At 50.8% G+C, this 21,183-nt stretch carries 25 protein-coding genes; 12 read left to right on the top strand and 13 right to left on the bottom strand.

Annotated features, from left to right (window positions below; genetic code table 11):
* Positions 1 to 28 precede the first annotated feature (28 nt).
* Complete coding sequence (gene proC / locus AB8880_01875; GenBank protein ID XDZ67092.1) at positions 29 to 766, bottom strand: pyrroline-5-carboxylate reductase; 738 nt, start codon at positions 764 to 766, stop codon at positions 29 to 31.
* An 89-nt stretch (positions 767 to 855) separates the two neighbouring features.
* Positions 856 to 1,359, bottom strand: a complete 504-nt coding sequence (locus AB8880_01870; protein XDZ66166.1) for a YbjN domain-containing protein — start codon at positions 1,357 to 1,359, stop codon at positions 856 to 858.
* 342 nt (positions 1,360 to 1,701) lie between these two features.
* Between AB8880_01870 and lgt the strand changes: the two genes are divergently transcribed.
* The 7 genes from lgt to ychF all read left to right on the top strand — a co-directional run bounded on the left by lgt (position 1,702) and on the right by ychF (position 8,025).
* Positions 1,702 to 2,523: a prolipoprotein diacylglyceryl transferase gene (gene lgt, locus AB8880_01865; protein XDZ67091.1), complete on the top strand. Its 822-nt coding sequence runs from the start codon at positions 1,702 to 1,704 to the stop codon at positions 2,521 to 2,523.
* A complete protein-coding gene (locus tag AB8880_01860) occupies positions 2,520 to 3,602 on the top strand; it encodes a class I SAM-dependent methyltransferase (GenBank protein ID XDZ66165.1) in 1,083 nt (360 codons plus the stop codon). Before lgt ends, AB8880_01860 begins: the two co-directional genes overlap by 4 nt.
* A gap of 21 nt (positions 3,603 to 3,623) precedes the next feature.
* Positions 3,624 to 4,394, top strand: coding sequence for a peptidoglycan editing factor PgeF (gene pgeF / locus AB8880_01855; GenBank protein ID XDZ66164.1), 771 nt, complete (start codon positions 3,624 to 3,626; stop codon positions 4,392 to 4,394).
* A gap of 177 nt (positions 4,395 to 4,571) precedes the next feature.
* The gene (locus AB8880_01850; protein XDZ66163.1) at positions 4,572 to 5,504 is read left to right on the top strand and encodes a ribose-phosphate pyrophosphokinase; all 933 of its coding nucleotides are present in this window, start codon (positions 4,572 to 4,574) and stop codon (positions 5,502 to 5,504) included.
* Positions 5,505 to 5,617: 113 nt separating this feature from the next.
* Positions 5,618 to 6,265: a 50S ribosomal protein L25/general stress protein Ctc gene (locus tag AB8880_01845; protein XDZ66162.1), complete on the top strand. Its 648-nt coding sequence runs from the start codon at positions 5,618 to 5,620 to the stop codon at positions 6,263 to 6,265.
* Positions 6,266 to 6,299: 34 nt separating this feature from the next.
* A complete protein-coding gene (pth, locus tag AB8880_01840) occupies positions 6,300 to 6,935 on the top strand; it encodes an aminoacyl-tRNA hydrolase (protein XDZ66161.1) in 636 nt (211 codons plus the stop codon).
* Positions 6,925 to 8,025, top strand: coding sequence for a redox-regulated ATPase YchF (gene ychF, locus AB8880_01835; GenBank protein XDZ66160.1), 1,101 nt, complete (start codon positions 6,925 to 6,927; stop codon positions 8,023 to 8,025). Before pth ends, ychF begins: the two co-directional genes overlap by 11 nt.
* Before the next feature lie 12 nt (positions 8,026 to 8,037).
* Here ychF and AB8880_01830 read toward each other — a convergent pair whose 3' ends face one another.
* The 9 genes from AB8880_01830 to AB8880_01790 all read right to left on the bottom strand — a co-directional run bounded on the left by AB8880_01830 (position 8,038) and on the right by AB8880_01790 (position 14,776).
* The gene (locus AB8880_01830) at positions 8,038 to 8,256 is read right to left on the bottom strand and encodes a cysteine-rich CWC family protein (protein XDZ66159.1); all 219 of its coding nucleotides are present in this window, start codon (positions 8,254 to 8,256) and stop codon (positions 8,038 to 8,040) included.
* A gap of 113 nt (positions 8,257 to 8,369) precedes the next feature.
* Positions 8,370 to 9,146, bottom strand: a complete 777-nt coding sequence (locus AB8880_01825) for a cytochrome c1 (GenBank protein ID XDZ66158.1) — start codon at positions 9,144 to 9,146, stop codon at positions 8,370 to 8,372.
* A complete protein-coding gene (locus tag AB8880_01820) occupies positions 9,139 to 10,398 on the bottom strand; it encodes a cytochrome bc complex cytochrome b subunit (protein XDZ66157.1) in 1,260 nt (419 codons plus the stop codon). Before AB8880_01820 ends, AB8880_01825 begins: the two co-directional genes overlap by 8 nt.
* A 14-nt stretch (positions 10,399 to 10,412) precedes the next feature.
* Positions 10,413 to 10,943, bottom strand: a complete 531-nt coding sequence (gene petA, locus AB8880_01815; protein XDZ66156.1) for a ubiquinol-cytochrome c reductase iron-sulfur subunit — start codon at positions 10,941 to 10,943, stop codon at positions 10,413 to 10,415.
* A 159-nt stretch (positions 10,944 to 11,102) separates the two neighbouring features.
* The gene (gene hemF / locus AB8880_01810) at positions 11,103 to 11,999 is read right to left on the bottom strand and encodes an oxygen-dependent coproporphyrinogen oxidase (GenBank protein ID XDZ66155.1); all 897 of its coding nucleotides are present in this window, start codon (positions 11,997 to 11,999) and stop codon (positions 11,103 to 11,105) included.
* A gap of 28 nt (positions 12,000 to 12,027) precedes the next feature.
* Positions 12,028 to 13,275, bottom strand: a complete 1,248-nt coding sequence (locus AB8880_01805) for a CCA tRNA nucleotidyltransferase (GenBank protein XDZ66154.1) — start codon at positions 13,273 to 13,275, stop codon at positions 12,028 to 12,030.
* A 13-nt stretch (positions 13,276 to 13,288) separates the two neighbouring features.
* Positions 13,289 to 13,564 (bottom strand): hypothetical protein, encoded by a 276-nt coding sequence (locus AB8880_01800; GenBank protein XDZ66153.1) that lies wholly within the window; start codon positions 13,562 to 13,564, stop codon positions 13,289 to 13,291.
* Positions 13,561 to 14,184, bottom strand: coding sequence for a CoA pyrophosphatase (locus AB8880_01795; protein XDZ66152.1), 624 nt, complete (start codon positions 14,182 to 14,184; stop codon positions 13,561 to 13,563). Before AB8880_01795 ends, AB8880_01800 begins: the two co-directional genes overlap by 4 nt.
* Complete coding sequence (locus tag AB8880_01790; GenBank protein XDZ66151.1) at positions 14,177 to 14,776, bottom strand: DUF1285 domain-containing protein; 600 nt, start codon at positions 14,774 to 14,776, stop codon at positions 14,177 to 14,179. The genes AB8880_01795 and AB8880_01790 overlap by 8 nt, the downstream gene beginning before the upstream one ends.
* 202 nt (positions 14,777 to 14,978) lie before the next feature.
* Here AB8880_01790 and AB8880_01785 point away from each other — a divergent pair, with 202 nt between their 5' ends.
* The 5 genes from AB8880_01785 to AB8880_01765 all read left to right on the top strand — a co-directional run bounded on the left by AB8880_01785 (position 14,979) and on the right by AB8880_01765 (position 19,300).
* Positions 14,979 to 15,341 carry an ArsR/SmtB family transcription factor gene (locus AB8880_01785; protein ID XDZ66150.1) on the top strand — a complete coding sequence of 121 codons (363 nt, stop codon included), beginning with the start codon at positions 14,979 to 14,981 and terminating at the stop codon, positions 15,339 to 15,341.
* Between the two features lie 125 nt (positions 15,342 to 15,466).
* On the top strand, positions 15,467 to 16,381 hold the full coding sequence (locus tag AB8880_01780; GenBank protein ID XDZ66149.1) for a sulfite exporter TauE/SafE family protein: 915 nt from the start codon (positions 15,467 to 15,469) through the stop codon (positions 16,379 to 16,381).
* Positions 16,378 to 17,145, top strand: a complete 768-nt coding sequence (locus AB8880_01775) for a TIGR02186 family protein (protein ID XDZ66148.1) — start codon at positions 16,378 to 16,380, stop codon at positions 17,143 to 17,145. The genes AB8880_01780 and AB8880_01775 overlap by 4 nt, the downstream gene beginning before the upstream one ends.
* Before the next feature lie 5 nt (positions 17,146 to 17,150).
* Complete coding sequence (locus AB8880_01770; GenBank protein XDZ66147.1) at positions 17,151 to 17,651, top strand: universal stress protein; 501 nt, start codon at positions 17,151 to 17,153, stop codon at positions 17,649 to 17,651.
* Between the two features lie 140 nt (positions 17,652 to 17,791).
* Positions 17,792 to 19,300: a M81 family metallopeptidase gene (locus AB8880_01765; protein XDZ66146.1), complete on the top strand. Its 1,509-nt coding sequence runs from the start codon at positions 17,792 to 17,794 to the stop codon at positions 19,298 to 19,300.
* 32 nt (positions 19,301 to 19,332) lie between these two features.
* Here AB8880_01765 and AB8880_01760 read toward each other — a convergent pair whose 3' ends face one another.
* Positions 19,333 to 20,196 (bottom strand): sugar phosphate isomerase/epimerase family protein, encoded by an 864-nt coding sequence (locus AB8880_01760; protein ID XDZ66145.1) that lies wholly within the window; start codon positions 20,194 to 20,196, stop codon positions 19,333 to 19,335.
* Positions 20,186 to 21,166, bottom strand: a complete 981-nt coding sequence (locus tag AB8880_01755) for a fatty acid desaturase (protein ID XDZ66144.1) — start codon at positions 21,164 to 21,166, stop codon at positions 20,186 to 20,188. The genes AB8880_01760 and AB8880_01755 overlap by 11 nt, the downstream gene beginning before the upstream one ends.
* Between the last annotated feature and the right edge of the window lie 17 nt (positions 21,167 to 21,183).

Genomic DNA, 21,183 nt, shown 5'->3' with positions numbered 1-21,183 from the left:
TTTCAGAAGAGAGATAGGCACTCCATGGCTAATTGCCAAGTTCCCGTGAACGTTTCCTTGCTGCCAGAACGGTTTTTTTCATCAAGCTGAGAAGACCATCTTCAGCCATCAGCACGTCCAGAGCGGCCTGCGTTGTTCCTCCCGGACTTGTCACATTAACCCGAAGCTGACTTGCGCTTTCTTCACTCTGATCCAACAATGCGGCGGCACCAACGATGGTTTGTTCTGCCAACTCGGCTGCAAGTTCAGGCTTAAGGCCGGCATTGATTGCCGCCCCTTCGAGCGCTTCCTTCAGGTAAAATACATATGCAGGCCCTGAACCAGATACGGCTGTTACCGCATCCATATCATCTTCATCATCGAGGATTACTACCTGCCCGATGACCGAAAGCAATGCCCTTGCCAGATCAGCCATTTCAACAGGAACACCCTCTCCGGTAAACATAGCGGTAATACCGCGACCAATAGCAGCGGGAGTGTTGGGCATGGTCCGAATGATCGGTGCATCTTCAGCTATTGCATCTTTGAGCCACTGGACGGAAATTCCGGCGGCTATTGAAAGCCATACAGTATCTCTCCGGCTTACCTTGATGAGCGGGGGCAATGCCTCGGCCATCATTTGCGGTTTTATGGCAAGCACAATCATGTCCGGTGATGTCATATCCGAATTCATGCTATTACTGAACGTAACCTTGGGTTGACCAGCCATAGGGTGCGTTCCATCAAACGCCGGGTCAATCACGGAAAACCTAATGCTTTCATCCATATTTTTGAGCCAGCCAGTGAGCATAGCTGTCCCCATTTTTCCGCATCCCGCGAGAAGAATATGTGTCATGGTCTTTTTGTTTCTTTTATTCAGGCCGTACCGGCGGTTTCAAGGAATGCGGTATCCACCGCCATCTCGGCCGATACTACACCGGTGGCGATCTGAAACAAGGCCGGATATGCCCGCTCACATTCACCAAGAGAAATATCAATGAGGTCTTCGATTTGTTCGGGCGTTGCACCACCCGTTCCCCTGAGGGGTAGTGTATAACGGAAAAGAACCGATCCATCATCCGGCAGCAGATCAAAATGGCCAAGCCAGATCTGGCTGTTGATCCGCGTGATAACTTCACGAGCTTGATCCAACTGCTGGTCAATGATGAATATATCAAGGCCTGCACTGACGTGAAGTGCATCATGTTTATCCTGCCAGGTGAACGTCAGGTGATAATCAGACCATTTGCCCGGCACTTCAACGCTAATCTCATCCGGGCTGGCGTGATGCAAACGCCAGTCATTTGCATCAACAAACTGTTCCATCAACTCGATGGGATTGCCGAGGGGAAGTGTAGATTGGGGAATACGAACGTCCATGACGAACTCCTTTATTCAATATTCTCCCACAAAGGCGCGGCAGTAAACACAATATTTAGTAAATATCTCTTATCCCGACCACATAGTCTTGTGGTTTTATGTCTTTTCTGAAAAAAGCAAAGGTATCATCGCGATTCGCACAATCCATCATCATGGACCTTAGAAAAGCAACCCTGAGGCATGGTCACCATTAAAATATGAGGGTTGTCTATCCAGGCAACCCAGATCATCATCCAAGGCCGAATCACTCTGTGAAATTTGCCAGGATTACTGTTCACCCAGAAACTTTATGAGGTATGATATAGGGATATTTCACCACCAGCACATGCCACCATGTTGATGATGCAGCCCAGTCAATTCCCTGAACCTTATTTTGCGGCCATCCCCTTTCCGTTGATCGATCCTGTATTATTTTCGATCGGACCTCTTGCGGTCAGATGGTATGCCTTGGCCTATCTGGCCGGAATTTTGCTTGGCTGGCAGTACCTAAAAAGATTGACCGCCAATGAAAATGATTCTGTGGGCCATGCCCCGCTTGATGCACTTATCAATGCCAGTGTGATTGGCATCATCCTTGGTGGCCGGCTTGGGTATGTGATGTTCTACAATCTTGATTACTACCTGAGCCAACCGATTGAAATTTTAATGGTCTGGCACGGCGGGATGTCTTTTCACGGTGGAATGATCGGAATGGGCCTGGCGATCCTTGCAGTGGCAAGACGTCATGGTATCAACCCGTTGGCACTTGGCGATCTGATCGCTCTTGCTGCTCCAATAGGGCTCTTTTTTGGTCGGATTGCGAATTTCATCAATGCTGAGCTTTACGGCAGACCAACCGATATGCCATGGGGGATCATCTTTCCTGGTGGAGGCGATGCCCCACGCCATCCAAGTCAGCTCTATGAAGCCGGACTGGAAGGTCTGGTACTATTTTTCATTCTTCAGATTTTCTACCGTCGTGGGGCAAGACAATTCCCGGGATTGATGATCGGGGTTTTTCTTTCAGGTTACGGTTTGGCCCGCATCCTCGTTGAATTATTCCGTGAACCAGATCAGCAGATCGGGTTTTTGATCAATGCTGTGACCATGGGCCAGGTCCTTAGTCTGCCAATGGTCATCATCGGTGTGATAATGATTGTTTATTCACGACGGAAGCAAGCATGACCGGAACACCACTTGAGGAAGTTCTCCGTCAATTGATTAAAAAGGAAGGCCCCATAGGGGTCGACCGTTTCATGGCTCTTGTACTTGCTCATCCCGAACATGGGTATTACCGCTCCTCTATCCCCATCGGCAAGGAAGGCGATTTCACCACCGCACCGGAAATCTCACAGATGTTTGGGGAGCTTATCGGTCTCTGGCTTTATCAAGAAGCATGCAATCAGCGCATCTTACCCGAAAGCAGCGACAAAGGCGCCTTTCTTATGGAACTCGGCCCGGGGCGAGGCACCTTGATGGCCGATATCCTTCGCAGTCTTGCCGTGGTTGCCGAGGGGCTGACTTGGCCGGTTCAAATGATTGAAATCAACCCGGCGCTGAAAGTAGCTCAACAGAAAAAACTTGGTAAAGTCGGCAATGCGACACCTTCCTGGAAAGGGGATATAGCCCAATTACCAGCTCATCCCCTATTGCTGGTTGCTAACGAATTTTTCGATGCCCTGCCCATCCGCCAGTATATCAGCCGTAGAACCCGCTGGCACGAGCGTCAAATATTTCTTTTTGAAGATCAACTTGCCTTCACGGAAAATGAAATCCCGGCCACTCTTGATCTGCCATTACAACAGCCCGGGACAATTGCTGAAATCTGCCCTGATGCCGTGAAGATAACCGAGAGACTTGCAGGTCACATCACCCAGCACGGAGGGGCTATGCTCATCATCGATTATGGTAAGGAATCGCCTTTCGGCGACAGCCTTCAGGCAGTCCGAAGCCACCGGCCTGTCGATGTTCTGAGCAAGCCGGGTATTACCGATCTTTCTGCATGGGTTGATTTTGCAGCAATCCGCACCTCTGCCCTTGGTGTTGGCGCTCATGTTCTTGGACCAGTTGACCAGGGAAGTTTTCTCAAAGAGCTCGGGTTGTTTCAGCGCGCAGAACAGCTTGGCCTAGGTCAGCCCCCTGCCATACGTCGACAGATTGCCGCTGCCGTTGACCGGCTGACAAGTCCGGCCCAGATGGGCAGAGTTTTCAAGGTTATGGCCATTCTGCCGGCTGAAATCACATCGCCGGTAGCCGGATTCTGAGTTCTGTGGCAATGTATGGTAATGAACGATCAATTCCCGCCTTATCTCACCCACCCGCTTGTCGATCTTCCTGGCATACGGCATGGGTTCTTCACCCGTCATGGCGGGGTAAGTACAGGCGTTTATGAGAGCCTTAATGGTGGTCTGGGCTCAAAGGATGATGCCACCCATGTTGCAGCAAACCGGTCCCGCGCCGCCAACGCCATTGGCGGCAGTGATGATACGTTGATGGGACTTTACCAGATCCATTCGTCCATCGCTCTAACCGCCTGCCCCGGAGATGATCAACGGCGAGATGGTGATGCGCTGGTGACCTCCAGCAAAGGTCTGACACTGATAATTCTGACTGCGGATTGCGTGCCCATCGTTTTTGCTGATGCAAAAAATGGTGTTATTGGTGCCGCCCATGCTGGTTGGCGAGGAGCGGTCGATGGCATTGTTGAGGAAACAATCAAAGCTCTTCTAAGCCTTGGGGCAGAAGCCGCACAGATCCGCGCTGCTATCGGCCCGGCCATCCAGCAGCCATCCTATCAGGTTGGCACGGATCTGCGGGAAGAGGTCATGGAAGCAACATCCTGGGCTGAAGCCTTTTTTGAGGCTGATTCTGAGGCATCCCGATTTCGTTTTAATCTGCCTGGATATGTGATGGGAAAGTTGAACCGCCTCGGGGTCGAATCAGCAGCAATCAATGAAGATACTTACAGTGATCATAAGTTTTTCAGCCATCGCCGGGCCACACACCAGAAATTACCTGACACCGGACGACTGATGACAATGATTCGCCTCGATTAAGGCTAACCCCATATAAAGGTTAATGATATGCCTCATCTCTATATTTTTTTAGGCCTCTTTCTGCTTGGACTAGTCGCATCATGTATTTTGATGTAACAAAACTGCAACCTAGTCCTTGCCGAGACGGTGCCATATTGCTATCAAGAATTTTAATTTTTTAATGCGGATACAGATCTGATGAAGATTTTGGCCTGTAATTCCAATCGCCCGCTTGCTGAAGCCATTGCCGCTTATCTGGACAAACCACTGACGAAAGCCGATATCCGTCGTTTTGCGGATATGGAGGTGTTTGCCGAAATTCAGGAAAATGTCCGTGGTGAGGACGTCTTTGTTGTTCAATCGACCTCGTATCCAGCCAACGACAATTTGATGGAATTGCTTGTAACGCTGGACGCTCTCCGTCGCGGTTCAGCTCGCCGCATCACCGCTGTAATACCGTATTATGGCTACGCCCGGCAGGATAGGAAATCAGGTCCACGGACACCAATCTCCGCCAAGCTGGTGGCCAACCTGATTACTTCAGCCGGTGCTGACCGTGTGCTGACGATGGATCTTCATGCGGACCAGATTCAGGGGTTCTTCGACATTCCCACCGACAATCTGTTTGCCGCCCCTGTATTGACTGATGATATCAAGACGAATTACCCCAACGACCGGCTTGTCGTAGTTTCACCTGATGTCGGCGGGGTTGTGCGCGCCCGCGCCATTGCCAAGAGGCTGGATGCCGAACTCGCAATTATTGACAAGCGTCGTGAACGTGCTGGTGTTTCTGAAGTCATGAATATCATCGGTGATGTTGAAGATCGCCGATGCATCATGGTTGACGATATCGTGGATTCAGGTGGAACTCTCTGCAATGCAGCCCAGGCGCTCATTGATAAAGGTGCAATCTCTGTCGATGCCTATGTGACCCATGGGGTGCTTTCCGGCGGTGCAGTTTCACGGGTTGCGTCTTCACCGCTTTCGTCTCTGGTGACAACCGACAGCATTCTTGCGACCGAAGCGATGCGAGTCGCCAAAAACATTCGCCAGCTGACGGTTGCCCCTTTATTGGGTGAGGCTATCCTCCGGATTAACGAAGAGCGTTCTGTTTCTTCGCTATTCAACTAGCAAAACCAGTATGAAGTTGGTTTTTTTGCTTTTCTTTTAAGGCCCAAACCAGTAGATAGGGGCATACCCAGCCATGCACCCCTGGAGGCATGGCCCATTTGATGGAGAAAATCATGTCAGATACAATGACGCTCAGCGCCTCCAAGCGCGACCGGGCAGGTAAGGGGTCCGCCCGTGCGGCACGCAGGGCAGGACTCATTCCTGCTGTTATCTATGGTGACCGTAAAGATCCCCTAAGCATCAACCTGGATGCAAATGCTTTTGGCAAACTGATCAGCACGCCGGGAATTTTCAGCCAGATTCTCAACCTCGATGTCGATGGCGAGAAAAACAACGTGCTGGCCCGTGACATTCAGTTCCATCCTGTAACGGATGTTCCCATGCATGTGGATTTTCTCCGCATTGCCAAGGGAGCTACCATTGCCGTTTCCGTGCCGGTAGTGTTCCTTAATGAAGAAAAGTCACCAGGCCTCAAATCTGGCGGTGTGCTGAACGTTGTCCGGTATGAAGTTGAAATCAACTGCCCGGCCATGAGTATTCCAGAAAATCTGGAAGTCGATCTTGAAGGAACGGTTGTTGGAGATTCCATCCATATCAGTGCAGTATCTCTGCCTGAAGGCGTGGAACCGACCATCACAGACCGTGATTTCACCATTGCCACTATTGCTGCTCCGACCGTTTCCTCGGCCGAAAGCGAAACCGCTGAAGACGAAGGTCCTGCAGTGGATGAGAGTGAAGACGACGCAAGTGCGGATGACTGATCTGCCTTGTCGGCCAGACCAGCGGAGAGATTGAATGATCGTCCTTGCTGGTCTGGGCAACCCTGGCACAACCTACAAAGGTCACCGACACAATATCGGGTTCATGTTGCTTGATGCGGTGCATCAACTCTATACTTTTTCACCATGGCGACGGAAATTCAATGCCGATATCAGCGATGGGCGGGTTGAGCATAACCGATTGATGCTGATCAAGCCCCTGAGCTTCATGAACAAATCTGGTCTGCCAATAAAACAGCATCTGGATTTCACCAAGACACCAACCGATGATCTCATCGTTGTCCATGACGATATTGATCTCGCACCAGGTAAAATCAGAATAAAGACGGGGGGTGGACATGGTGGCCATAATGGCCTGCGAGATATTGATCGTCATATCGGCCAGAATTATACCCGCCTAAGGATCGGTGTTGGGCGATCACCTTTTGCCAGTCCATCGAACAAGATGGTTGATAACCATGTGTTGTCGGACTTCACCAAAGACGAGCAGGAAACCTGGGTTCATCCTCTTCTTCGCACCATGGCCGCTGAACTTTCACTGTTGCTTGGAGAGGATTCCAACGCCTTTGCCACTACGGTAGCTCGTCTTTGCCCGGCGCCTAAATCTATATCTGAAACAGTAACGGAAAGGGATGAAACCGATGGGGTTTAAATGTGGTATTGTAGGCCTGCCCAATGTCGGCAAATCCACCCTTTTCAATGCGCTGACGGAAAGTGCGGCGGCGGACGCCGCCAACTATCCATTCTGCACGATTGAACCGAATACCGGACGCGTTGCCGTCCCTGATGACCGGCTTGAAAAACTTGCAGCGATTGCCAAATCAGCACAGATCCTGCCAACGCAATTAGAGTTTGTGGATATAGCCGGGTTGGTGCGTGGAGCGTCAAAAGGTGAAGGACTGGGCAACCAGTTTCTTGGCAACATCCGAGAAGTTGACGCTATCGCTCATGTCCTGCGCTGTTTCAATGATGAGAACATCACACATGTCGATGGGTCCGTTGATCCAGTGCGCGACGCGGATACAGTTGATACGGAACTCATGCTTGCAGACCTTGATTCGCTTGAAAAAAGAATGGCGAATCTCGTCAAGAAAGCTCGAGGACAGGACAAGGAAGCCAAAGCCATGCTGGCCTTGATGGAAAAGCTCTACAAGGGTTTATCAGATGGGCATCCTGCACGCGCGGTCCCGGGGTTGACCGAAGAAGAAGCCCGCATCCTGCCCTCATTGCAGTTGCTGACATCCAAGCCTGTCCTTTATGTCTGCAATGTCGATGAAGCTTCGGCCGCAAACGGAAATGCTCTAACCGAGCGCGTACAGGAAAAGGCTACTGCTGAAAATTCGGTACTTGTTATTGTTTCAGCGGCGATCGAAAGCGAAATCATCTCTCTTGATGCGGAAGAGAAAACCGAGTTTCTTGCAGATCTCGGCCTTGAAGAAGCAGGCCTTGCCCGAATGATACGGGCAGGATATCAACTTCTTGATCTCGTCACCTTCTTCACTGTTGGCCCCAAGGAGGCTCGAGCCTGGACCGTGTCAAATGGTGCAACAGCCCCTAAGGCTGCCGGGGTTATTCATACAGATTTCGAGCGCGGCTTCATCCGGGCAGAAACTATTTCCTATCAAGACTATATCACCTGCAATGGAGAAAGCGGGGCTAAAGAAGCTGGCAAGCTTCGCATAGAAGGTGCCGATTACAAAGTTGTGGATGGAGACGTATTCCATTTCAGGTTTAACGTCTAGCACATCATTATTCTAGCGAATGGCATTGCTCTGGCGTACGGCCTTGCGCTCACGCCGCATTTTGGTGATGGCTTTCGCCTTGCCTTCGGTCAGGCAACTCGGGCAGACACATTTCCCCGCCAGATCAAAACTACCTCGCATATTTGGCAAATTCATGCACCAGCATGAGCCAGCGGGCGTAGACCCGCAGTTGAATTGCACACCGCATTCATCGCAGGTCAGTTTCTGCATCACCCCATCCCCCTTGAGTGGCCTGATGCAGACATCTTGTCATAGAAAAAACATCCTGACGATAAAAAAACCCGGCCATTCGGCCGGGCTTTTTTTTCCTGAACAAATACGGCTTATTTCTTTACGTCCGACCAGACATAGCGCATGGACCCATAGGAGACAAAGCACATCACCACAAGGAAGACCATAGCGGCAATACCTGTCCGCTTTCTCGCTTCCATTTCCGGTTCCGCCGTCCAGGCAAGGAATGTTACAACATCCGCCGCCAGAGCTTCGACAGAAGCATTGCTTCCATCTGCCAACGTGACATCATCACCATATAGAGGCTGCGGCATGGCAATCATATGCCCGCTATAGGCCGAATTGTAGTGCATGCCTTCCGGGACAGCCACCCCTTCGGGTGCCTCACTATAGCCGGTCAAAAGGCTGTAGAGGTAATTCGCCCCGTTGGGCCTTGCCTTGATCATCAAGGAGAGATCGGGGGGATAGGCACCGCCATTAGCTACTCTAGCTGCGTTTTCATTCGGGTAGGGATTAGGATAACGGTCCGCAGGAATAGCGGCACGGTTGAACATTTCCCCTTCTTCATTTGGTCCATCGACAACTTCAAACTCGGCGGCAATAGCCTTTATTTCATCATCGTTATACCCGAGATCGGCAAAGTTCCGGAACGCGATGTAATCAAGACCATGGCATCCGGAACAGACTTCACGATAGACCTGAAACCCACGCTGAAGTGACGCCTGGTCAAAATACCCAAAGGGACCACTGAACGTCCAATCACGCTCGGTTATTGTCCCGCCTGCGCCTGCTGCTGCTGCATTTTGCGCACCTGCAAGTACACCTGCTACCAGAGCAAGGCCGAGTGCCAGTATCTTGAATTTACGCATTGGGCTTCTCCTTCACAGCAGCGCTGGCACCACTCATCGCTCCGCCACCAAACACAGGCGATGAAATTGATTGCGGCAAGGGGCGTGTTCTTTCAACAAGGGAAAGAACGGGCAGGACAATCAGAAAGTGGAAGAAATACCAACCTGTCGCCAACCGGGAAAGAATCACGTAAATCCCCTCCGCCGGCTTAGCCCCAAGATAACCGAGAAGAATACAATCCAGAAGCAACAGCCAGAAAAAGACCTTGAAGACAGGACGGAACCGCCCACTCCGCACTGGTGATTTGTCAAGCCAAGGCAGGACGAACAGTACGGCGATAGCACCGAACATGAAAAGAACACCACCAAGCTTGTCAGGAATAGCCCGAAGGATCGCATAGAAAGGCAGGAAGTACCATTCCGGAACAATATGTGCAGGTGTCTGAAGCGGGTTGGCCGGAATGTAGTTATCCGGATGCCCCAGGAAATTCGGGTAGAAGAAAACCGCTGACGCAAAAATTGTCAGAAATACTACTGCACCGAACAGATCCTTCGATGTGTAATATGGATGGAAAGGTATGGTGTCCTGCTTGCCGTTAACGTCAATCCCAAGGGGGTTATTGGAACCGAACCGGTGCAGGGCAACAATATGAAGTATCACCACCCCAACAATAAGAAATGGCATCAGGTAATGCAGGGCAAAGAAACGTGAAAGCGTTGGATTATCAACGGAAAACCCGCCCCAAAGCCAGACAACAATGTTTTCACCAATGACAGGTATCGCTGAAAACAGGTTAGTAATAACGGTTGCACCCCAGAAGCTCATCTGCCCCCATGGCAGCACATATCCCATGAAAGCTGTTGCCATCATCAAAAGAAGAATGACAACACCAAGCATCCATAGCAGTTCCCGTGGAGCTTTGTAGGAACCGTAATATAGACCACGGAAAATATGTATATAGACAACAATAAAAAAGAAACTGGCCCCGTTCATATGGATATATCGGATCATCCAGCCATGGTTTACGTCACGCATGATGCGTTCAACAGATGCAAAGGCATGATCGACATGGGGCGTGTAGTGCATGGCCAGGATGATCCCGGTAATGATCATGATGACCAGTGCAAAGCCTGCCAGAGATCCAAGGTTCCAAAGATAGTTAAGATTCTTGGGCGTCGGATATTCATGCATCTCATGGTGCATGAAACTGAACACCGGAAGACGGTGGTCAATCCACCGAACAACAGGGTTCTTGAAATTCTGCATCTCCATCGGTCTTACTCCCCTCAACCAATCTTGATTACGTTGTCGGACACAAAGCTGTAGGGCGGCACTTCAAGGTTAGCAGGGGCCGGCCCCTTACGAATGCGGCCAGAAGTATCGTAATGTGAGCCATGACATGGGCAGAACCAGCCGTTGTAATCACCTTTGACCTCACCAATTTTCTGGCCAAGTGGCACACAACCAAGATGCGTGCAGATACCCTCAATAACCAGCAGTTCAGTTTTCTGAACCCGATCAGTATCAGCTTCAGGGTCACGGAGGTCATTGAGATCAACCTGGGCCGCCTTGGTGATTTCCTCATCAGTCCGACGCCGGATAAAGACAGGCTTGCCACGCCACTTCACGGTGATAGCCTGACCCACGGCAATGCCGGAGATGTCTACTTCAATCGAGGCCAGCGCCAGGGTATCGGCGGCCGGATTCATCTGATTGATCAATGGATAAGCAACAGCAGCAGCCCCAACGGCCATCATTGTGTTTGTAGCAACAACAATAAAGTCGCGGCGGCCTTTATTCTCGGCGGTATCGGACATGATTCCCCCTTACAATACCTCTACAGAATTATGGCCAGAATATACGGCGTAGACTGGTTGAAACCAAGTTGTTTATGCTTTGCATGATGGTCATCAGGCGCCAGTGCGACCAAATGTCCCTAAATCCGCCTGTTCAGGACAGGGCAATGGTAATCTCTCTCATGGCCAGCGAACTTCTGGCGGTAACGACATGAGAATCGCTTCGACATTCCCTCCGGTCTTGAGCCCGAAGACAGTTCCTCGATCATATAGAAGATTGAACTCAACATAGCGGCCACGCCGGATCAACTGATACTGCCTGTCGGCATCGGTAAAGGGAGTTTCCATCCGGCGACGAACAAGCAAAGGATATATATCCAGAAAAGCCTGACCGACCTCACGGGTAAAGGCAAATTCCCCATCGAAATCACCTTCATCCAGATAATCATAAAAAATACCCCCGGCACCGCGCGGTTCATCTCGATGGGCAAGGTAAAAATATTCATCGCACCATGCTTTATACGCCGGGTAATATTCAGGATCATACGCATCACAGGCGGTTTTTAGTCGGGCATGGAAATCCGTGATATCATCCTCATCGGGCATGATCGGTGTCAGGTCTGCACCGCCCCCAAACCATCGCTTGCCTTCTGTTCCACCGGTATTCAGGTATCGGGTATTCATATGAACGGCAGGCACAAAGGGATTCCGCATATGGGCTACAAGAGAAATGCCGCTTGCCCAAAATGCCGGATTATCAGCCGTACCAGGTATCTGGCCCTTAAATTCCTCGCTGAAATGGCCATGGACAGTGGAGATATTGACCCCGACTTTCTCAAAAACCAGCCCGTGCATTAGTGACATGATGCCACCGCCGCCCTCAGGTCTGTCCCAAGATTTACGATTAAACCGGCCCGGCGCACCAGCTTCAGGATGGTCTGCAGCATATTCATTCTCAATCGCTTCAAACGCATCACAAATCTGATCACGCAAGGTTCTGAACCACTCGGCAGTCTGTTCCTGTCGCGTTGTCCTCTCTGTTTCCGTGATTGGTGCTGACGGATCGTGTTTTCCCATGCCCCTACCCCTATTTTGAGGAAAAGTCCTATCGTGTTGATGGCAAGGCGTCCAGTGAATTCAGCAACTCATCCCTGTCAGGTTTGAAGCCCTGGTCAATCCAATATTCTTCAAGCGTTGCAAGTGCCTGGCCCAATGCTTCACCTTCATGAAATCCTCGATCCATCAGGTCGCCACCTGTGACAGGAAAGACCGGCACCTGCCAGTCTCGAAGCCTTTTAAAAACACGCATATCCACTCTATCGTGCACGCGAATAGCCCAGACTGAGTAAAGAAAAGAGATCGTTTTTGTGTCGAGCCGGTTGTCTTTGGTAATGCTCCACGCCTCACGCTGCCAGATTTGGCCCTCTAATTCATTAATGCTGGTACTGTCCATCGCTAATCGCAGGAGCTGATGTTCAGCATTCGAAAGACGAAGCCTCTCTGCCACCAGATCGGGGGGAGCATCACCGACAAGAAACCCAAGCAATAGAATTGGAGGAATACCTGATGAAAATTCTACGAGTTTTGAAAAGTTTTGATTGGAAAAACCGCCCGCAACAATCTCCTGGTCAATGCCGGTTGCGATCATTGCATCAATTGCGGCAACTGACCTTGTTTTCAGAATACCCTTGATTTCAGCAGCAATTCTTTCACCGGAAATTTGTCTTAACCCGGCCCTTTCCCTCTTCATAGCGGCCATTGCCTCCTCATCCGCATCACCACGGGAAAAACGAGCGAAAAATCTAAAATACCGCAGCATCCGTAGGTAATCTTCCCTGATACGCGTCGTAGGATCGCCAATAAATCGTACCTTGCCTGAATTGAGGTCTTCAACGCCGCCAAAAGGGTCAAAAATGCGACCTTCTGCATCGGCATAGATGCTGTTGATAGTAAAATCCCGGCGCGCAGCATCCGCGGCCCAGTCCGTACCAAACACGACTTCAGCATGGCGGCCATCTGTCTTGATATCCTGACGGAGCGTCGTCAGTTCAACTTTTTGTTTTGGCGCATTCTTCCCCTCGGCCATCACCGTGATCGTGCCATGCTTAATCCCTGTCGGGATTACTCTTAACCCTGCATTTTTCAATGCCTGGGCCGCTTTCTCCGGGGGAAGTGTTCCCGCCATGTCGATGTCAGCATCCATCGCGAGCGGAATTCCTGCAAGAAGATCCCTTACCACTCCACCAACGTATCTGGCTTCACCACCTGCCGCCGCGACAAGGTGGATAATCTGGCACGGAAGTTCAAGCCTGAGCAGGGTTTCCCGCAGATTGATAAAGGTCCGGTCTGTCATGGAAATTGGGATATTATTCCTCTGTTGCGGCGTCAAATGACCCGGGCTGTATCCCACCATCCTGCAATGTGGCAGGTTTGTACTGTGCATCTTTCGGAGCTCTTTGCCCATCTGCCAGCAGGAAAAGACCGATGATGAGCACGGCAAAACCGGCAATCCACGGCAATAACGACATTTTTTTATGCTCTTCGACAAGAACCTGTTCCTGCCCGCGCTGATATTTTGCAAGCAGCAGTCCAAGCACAGCTCCAACCAGCACGGCAAGCCCGATGATCAGATATCGGCTCATGTTGCTGTCATCCTTTCATGTTTTGTTTTGCTGTCAGAATTGGCAAGCCCGTTTTGTCTAGACTGAATACGCTCAGACCACTGAACCAGTATTCGTGCTGTTGCCCCCCAGATATACTCCCGCTCATGCGTGATTTCCCAAGATTGATACCGTTGCCCCTTGTATTCTCGCTGGACCGAACGATGCCGTCCAGGGTCAAGCAGCGGCAGAACAGGCTCGATGAGAATACGAGAAACTTCAGCTTCGGCTGGAACCAGATTGACTTTGGCATTCACCATGGCAAGCACCGGAGCAATGTGAAAATTCGCGGTGGTCACCACACCTGGCAAAAACCCCAGAACATCGACCTTGTGGGCAGGAAGAGCGATTTCCTCTTCGGCCTCACGCAAAGCTGCGTCCAGCACCGTCTCTCCCTCATCAATCTGACCACCGGGAAAGCTGATCTGGCCAGCATGATGGCGCAGGTCTGGTGAACGCTCGGTGAGAATAATTGAGTACCCGGCCTCCTCTTCTACCAGGGCCATCAGAACCGCTGATGCCCGCCTTCCTTCCGGAAGAGGATCAGCCGTCGGCTGAATTACCGCCGCCAGGTTATTAAGGGTAAAAGGCAAATCACTCATGATGGTCCCCAGCATTATCCACCGGTAAAGATAGCGAGAAAAATTGACCGGCACTCCAAATCCCGGCTTGTCCGTTTTCATCAATCTCAGCCATCTCGGCAAGTTCATAGAATACCGATCGTGAAAGCCTAGCTTCAAGACCTCCACGCACCAGCAGATATGGTCTCGGTTCATCAGGACGCGAACCTTCCCGAATGATCAGGGGATGATCAGGACCTAGAGACACGGCATCACCTATATTGGTAACAAAGCTGATCTCACGGGCCTTGCCTTCTCCTTCAGTGGCCATGGATGTAATGACAAAAGGCACATCCACCACATCAATACGGCCACGTTCAACCGGCGTGACAAGCCAATATTCTCCATTGTCTAGCCGTGTAAGAATACTGGCGAAAAGCCGAACCAAACTGTCCCTCTTTATGGGCGCACCTTGATGATACCAGGTGCCATCTACATCAATATGCATGGCAAAATCCTGCGCCGGGATACCCTTTTCATCAAGTTTCCGCACTAATGAGGCGAGCACTGACTGGTCAAGCTGTTTTCGTTTTCCTGAAGTCATGCTTTTCTCTTGCTTCATCCGGTACTGCACTCAATGGATATTTTACCTGATTAAGAGTCAAACAACATCCGCAATTAATTTTCAACTATTAAAGGTAAATTAATATATTTTTCGTATTATTGGTAGTCTAGGGGCTGTGTGGTACAGCTAAGAGAATATTCCCCATATCGAAAACATCTGAATCCGGAGAAAGCATCCAGATGCAGATACGAACAAATAGGGGAATACTCCCATGGACAAGCCCTCAAAAACCTACAAGCGGAAACGCCGGAAGCCTATCGTTGATGGCAATATATCCGGTAGTCGCGCCACCACCGTAATGAAAGCCATGAGCAACAGCCAGCGGCTTGAAATCCTCTCACATCTGATCAATGGCGAGGAGCGTAGCGTCAAGGAGCTGGAAAATATTCTTCAGAGCTTGAGCCAGTCTGCTCTCTCTCAGCATCTTGCCCGATTACGACGAGCACAGATTGTCAAAGCAAGACGGTCATCTCAAATGGTATTCTATTCCATCGATGACGCCAATGTGGAGAGGATTATTGAACTGCTGACACAAATTTATGATGATGATCCTGTGTTGCATAAGATGCCTTAATGAACATTTGTGCCCAGTATGGCCAGAAATGTGCTCAAACTATCACCTTATTGAAGCCTTAGTGCTCGCGCTATCGGGAAAAACCTGCTAGGAGTACTGGAATATAAGAATGTTGAAGACAATTCATGTATATCTACCTTCCTATAGCAGAAATCTCGATGAACGTGTTCACGATTATTGGCCTTGGTGCCATGGTCGGAATGCTCTCAGGTATTTTTGGCGTAGGTGGTGGATTCCTGATGACTCCACTGCTTATTTTTCTGGGCGTGCCCGCACCTGTTGCCGTCGGGACTGAAGCCAATCAGATTGTTGCTTCCTCTGTTTCGGGGGTGCTGGCGCATTTCCGGCGCGGCAATGTTGACATCAAAATGGGACTTGTTCTGCTTGCTGGCGGCCTTGCAGGCTCGACCCTTGGGGTTGCGCTATTCGCACTCCTACGGCAACTTGGCCAGATTGATGTTGTCATCAAAATCAGTTTTATCGTCTTTCTCGGCATTATTGGCGGATTGATGCTGGTTGAAAGCATCCGGGCCATGTTGCGTGCCCGCCTTCCGGGTGCACGCCGCGGCAAACTGCATCAACACAATTGGTTGCACGGCCTTCCCTTCAAAATGCGCTTCCGGAAATCAAAACTCTACATTTCAGCGCTGCTGCCATTCATGGTTGGAGCACTTGTAGGTGTTCTCTCGGCGATAATGGGTGTTGGCGGTGGATTTATCATGGTGCCAGCAATGATCTATCTGCTTGGCATGCCTACGGCTGTTGTGGTGGGTACTTCGCTTTTCCAGATCATTTTCGTGACCGCCAACGTGACTTTCCTGCAATCCGTTCAGACACAGACGGTGGATATCTTGCTTGCAGGACTATTGCTGTTTGGCGCAGTGATCGGTGCACAATTCGGGACCCGAATCGGTGCAAAACTTAAAGGGGAGCAATTGCGTGGCCTTCTTGCACTTATCGTGCTGATGGTTTGCGGCAAACTGCTTCTTGATGTTGTACTGATGCCCGAAGATCTTTTCTCGCTGGAGTTTCTACGATGAAATATCATCCAGCCTATATCCTGCATATGCTGATCATGGTCTTCAGCCTTGCCCTATCCGCCAGCACGGCCGAAGCCAAGGGAACCTTGGTGGCTGACCTTGACCAGAAAGAAGTCGGCATTACCACCGATTTCAACGGCACGGAATTGCTGCTTTTCGGAGCACTGAGCAAGAACAGCAATGATCAGATAGCCATCGTCATTTCAGGCCCTCCAAAATCCATGGCATTGCGTCGAAAAGACAAAGTGGCCGGGATATGGCTTAACACGGAAAATGCCAAACTGGTTGGTATCCCGAGTTTCTATCATGTTCTTTCCACCCGGCCGCTGGAAGAAATTGCAAGCTCGGAAGAGCGTCAGAAGAACCGCCTTGGATATGAATATATTCCGCTCACGCTGGCATCCGGAAGCCGCATTGAGGAAGGTGAGGCCGAGGAATGGAAAGATGCGCTTATTCGCAATATGGAAACTTCCGAACTTTGGGATAAGCGTCCGGGCAGTATTCAGGTGCTTGAGGGCGTACTGTTCCGAACAAATGTTGTCTTGCCGGCAAATGTTATCCCGGGCCAGTATGAAGTCCGGGTCATGCATTTCAGCAACGGAGTGATGGTCAACGAGGATATCTCAACGCTGGAAGTGGCCAAATCAGGCTTAAGCGCAACGATTTATAATATTGCCCATGAATATGCACCTTTCTATGGAATTTTTGCTATAGTGTTTGCGGTAGCTTCTGGCTGGTTGGCAGCCGTAGCATTCAGAAGATAGAAAACATGGCTAGGTCCAAAAAGACATCTGCTGTTACAAACGAACCTGTTCGGGTCTTTCTTGTTGTGGTCGATGATAGCGAAGAGCTTCACCAGGCACTTTACTATGCCTGCCGAAGAGCCAAGAGACTAAAGGGCAAGATTGCCCTGATGCATTGTATTCTGCCTGCCGAATTTCAGCATTTTGCCGGCGTCGGTGAACTGATGCGCGAAGAGGCCAGGGCTGAAGCTGAAAAATTGCTTCGGGCAAACAGCGAATGGGTGCAAGAACTGACAGGTGAATTCCCCATGGTCTATCTGCGTGAAGGTGACCCGAAATCAGAACTCATCAATCTGATCAATGAAGAAGAAGACATTTCCATCCTGATCCTTGGTGCCGATACCAAGGCCGACAGTACTGGCCCCTTGATCACCTATTTGACAACTAAAGGCGCCTCGCAGTGCCGTGTGCCGATCACGATCGTACCTGGCAATCTATCCGATGAAGATATCGATCAGCTGACCTGATCTTATCGTCTGTTCGGACCTCCTTATTCCAGCATGGTATTCATTCAGTCTGCTATTTTTTGTTGCAGAACACGTCTGGCTGCGTTTGTCTTTTGAAATGAATTAATCAACTTCTTCTGAAATCCGGAGATGCCTTTAATATGCCTAAACGTGTTCTAGTTGCGGGCTTCCAGCATGAAACCAACACCTTCGGTGCAACCACGGCGAAACTAAGCGATTTTGAGATGGCCGATTCCTGGCCAGGCCTTCTAGAAGGGCCAGAGGTTTTCAGCGGCCTAGAGGGAACATCGTTGCCATTGGCTGGGTTCATGCGGGCGGCAAGGAAAATCAATAATTACGAACTCATCCCCATCCTCTGGTGCGCGGCTGAACCAAGTGCCCATGTAACGGACGAGGCGTATGAAGACATCACGGGGCGTATCCTTGATGGAATTGCCAAAACCCATGGATTGGATGGGATCTATCTTGACCTGCATGGGGCAATGGTGACCATGAGCCATGACGATGGTGAGGGAGAATTACTTGGCCGAATTCGTGATTTGACCGGGCCTGAACTCCCCCTTGTCATCAGTCTTGATTCGCATGCAAACGTAACGGAAAAGATGGTTAAGCATGCTTGTGCCATCACCATGTACCGGAGCTACCCTCATCTCGACATGGCCGAAACAGGCAACCGGGCTTTTGAGGTACTCGGGTATCTGATGGATGGCGGCAGGGTTTTTCCGGCTTTCCGGCAGTCATCTTATCTCATCCCCCTACATGCCCAATACACCGGCGCAGACCCACTCCGGACAATTTATGACAAGGTGAAAACCATGAGCTCTCCACCCCAATCCTGGGCGGAACTTGCAACCGGTTTTCCGGCAGCCGATATCCATGACGCCGGCCCTTCCATCCTTGCTTACGCCACAACCGAACAGGAAGCGGCGATGATCGCTAACCACCTTTTTAAAGATCTCGAGGATGCTGAGCCGCAACTTGATGTCTCTCTCTTCAATCCAGCCGATGCCGTGGAAACGGCCATTAAGATCAACACACGAGAAAAGACACCCGTTATTCTTGCAGATGTGCAGGACAACCCCGGTGCTGGCAGCACGTCCGATACAACCGGCATTCTCGAAGCGCTGGTTGATGCTGAAGCGCAAGGTGTTATCCTTGGCATGCTTAATGACCCTGAAGTTGCGCTTCAAGCTCATGAAAAAGGGGTTGGCGCTGTATTTCGTACCGCGCTTGGCGGGAAAGCAGGTCCTCTTGCCAAACAATTTGAGACATATGTCGAAGTCCTTGCGTTAAGCGATGGCCGCTTTGCCTTCACTGGTGAGATGTATGCCGGAAGTGTAGCCGAAGCTGGTCCATCTGCTCTTCTGCGCATTGCGGAAACGAAAGCCGATGTAAGAGTTGTTGTTTCCAGCACGAGATGCCAATGCCTGGATCAGGCAATTTTCACCCATATCGGTGTCAGGCCCGAGGAGGCTTCAATCATCGTGGTTAAGAGTACCGTGCATTTCCGGGCAGATTTTGATGCCGTCAGCACCATTGTTCTCAACACAAAGGCGCCGGGTCTCACCCCGTGTGAGCTGGAGAGCATTCCTTTCCGCAAACTTCGCAAAGGGGTAAGACTGGGCCCACTCGGACGGATGATGGCGTAAGGCCCTGCTTTCTCTTTTGCAAGAATGAAAGCTCAGGCATCTCCGCCTAATTCCTGCCAAATCTCAAGAATCCAGTTCCGAATGATCAGGGCTTCAAGCCACCGGTTTGACATCTCCCGGCCATTAGCATCGGTCATGGCGTATTCCGGCGGGCCAAGCTCACAGAGAAAAACACACTCCCCTTCGGGATTACGTGCCCGCCAACTCGAAAGTCCTTCTTTCCACCACCCGCGGAACAACTCGACCCATTTCTGATGCTGGGGAAAATCAAGCTGCAACTGTATCTGCTGACGGCTGGCAACACGCCCCTGGAAACTGTCCGAACGATGGAGGACACGGCTTATGAGGGCCATTTCCTCCGGTTGGAGCGGATGCTTGAACTCCCGGTCGACGACATAATGGGAAAGATCAGCGCAAAGCCGCATCTCCGGCACAGCATCAATGAGCGATAAGGTTGAAAACAGATCATTGGTGATGCAGTTCCGGTGCGTTTCAAACTGAACAGGGATACCTACCCTGTCAGCCATTTCGATCCACTGCCGGATAACCGGGATCATGCCATCGACGGTAAGCGGAAATACCTGCCCTATCACGTCGACAAATGGTGAGCCGAAATCTTTCGCCATCACCAATGTTTCATGCAGGGACGCAACTGTCTTGGGAAAGGCCACAATAAGGGGCGTCAATCCATGACGTGCCATGATGGGCTGGACTTCCCTTGCCTGGGCAACGTCACCGGCACCAAGATCAATGGCCATCCCATCATATCCCGCTTCGGCAACCATTCGGCAGATATCTTCATAGGGCAGAACAATGCCGGTATCGTCATGCGGCATCATCGACCAGAGCGAGGTGAAAACCTTGAGCCGCCGTGCCATGGCAGGTTTACGCCTCAAGCCTGACCTGGCGACCGCCAGATGTCGGAACGATCCAGACTTCGTTCATCGGGAAGAAACTCTCATCCTGCTGGCGGAGCTTGCGAATAGCTTCAATCTGAAATTCAATCCAGCCCATGCGATGAACTTCCCCGCAGACATTCTCGATCTTGTCGTTGAGCCGCCGCAGTTTCCAGAAGGGGACTGATGGGAAACTGTGATGTGCCGTGTGGTAAGGCATCTGCCAGCAGAGCCAGCGCATGATGGCATTGGTGCGGGTTGATCTGGTGTTGTTAAGAATATCGTCGTTATGTGACAGCCCCAGATGCTCAATCGTGTTCTGAAGCTGGTGCACAGGCTTGGTCAGCAGCATCGGCAGGAGCCAGAACGTGACCGCGGCCCAGGTTTCGAGATAAAGGGAGGCCGCGAGTATGGCGGCATATCCCACCAGATGCCAGCGTGATTCGCGGGTAACCTTTGCTTCTTCATTGGCATGGATATAGGGCTCAATAATGATGCCGCGAGCACGACGAACAATACCGACAACACGATTGCGCCAGTAGGTCAGCCCTGACATCCAAAGAAGAAAGGTAGCAAGGGTGTAGGGCTCTCGTACCAGTTCACCATCCTTGTCCCAATCCTGGGTATAGCGATGATGCGAGTAGTGCATGATCAAGTCATAATCACGAGGGAAGAGCATGAAGAAGCCAATCAGGCGGCCAAAAAATTCATTGAGCCATTTTGTGCGGAATACCGTCCAGTGCGAAAGCTCATGTTGGGCGGCATAAAGGAAGTTCACCGCAACACCAAGGCAGAAACCTGTCAAAAGCACCCACCAGCTGCCCAAGGCAAGGCTGTGCGCATATCCTAACGCCACGATCAGGCCAAGATGGCTGCACATCTGGAGCATGCCCATAAGGTCAGACCGTTCATTCAACTCCTTGAGTTCAGCCGGGGTAACGATCTTCCGGCGGGAAAATACCTCTTCCATATGTCATTTCTCCACAA

This window comes from Alphaproteobacteria bacterium LSUCC0684 (genome assembly GCA_041228335.1).
In the GTDB taxonomy this organism is placed as follows: Bacteria; Pseudomonadota; Alphaproteobacteria; order Puniceispirillales; family UBA1172.
This window is presented reverse-complemented; position numbering and strand designations above follow the sequence as displayed.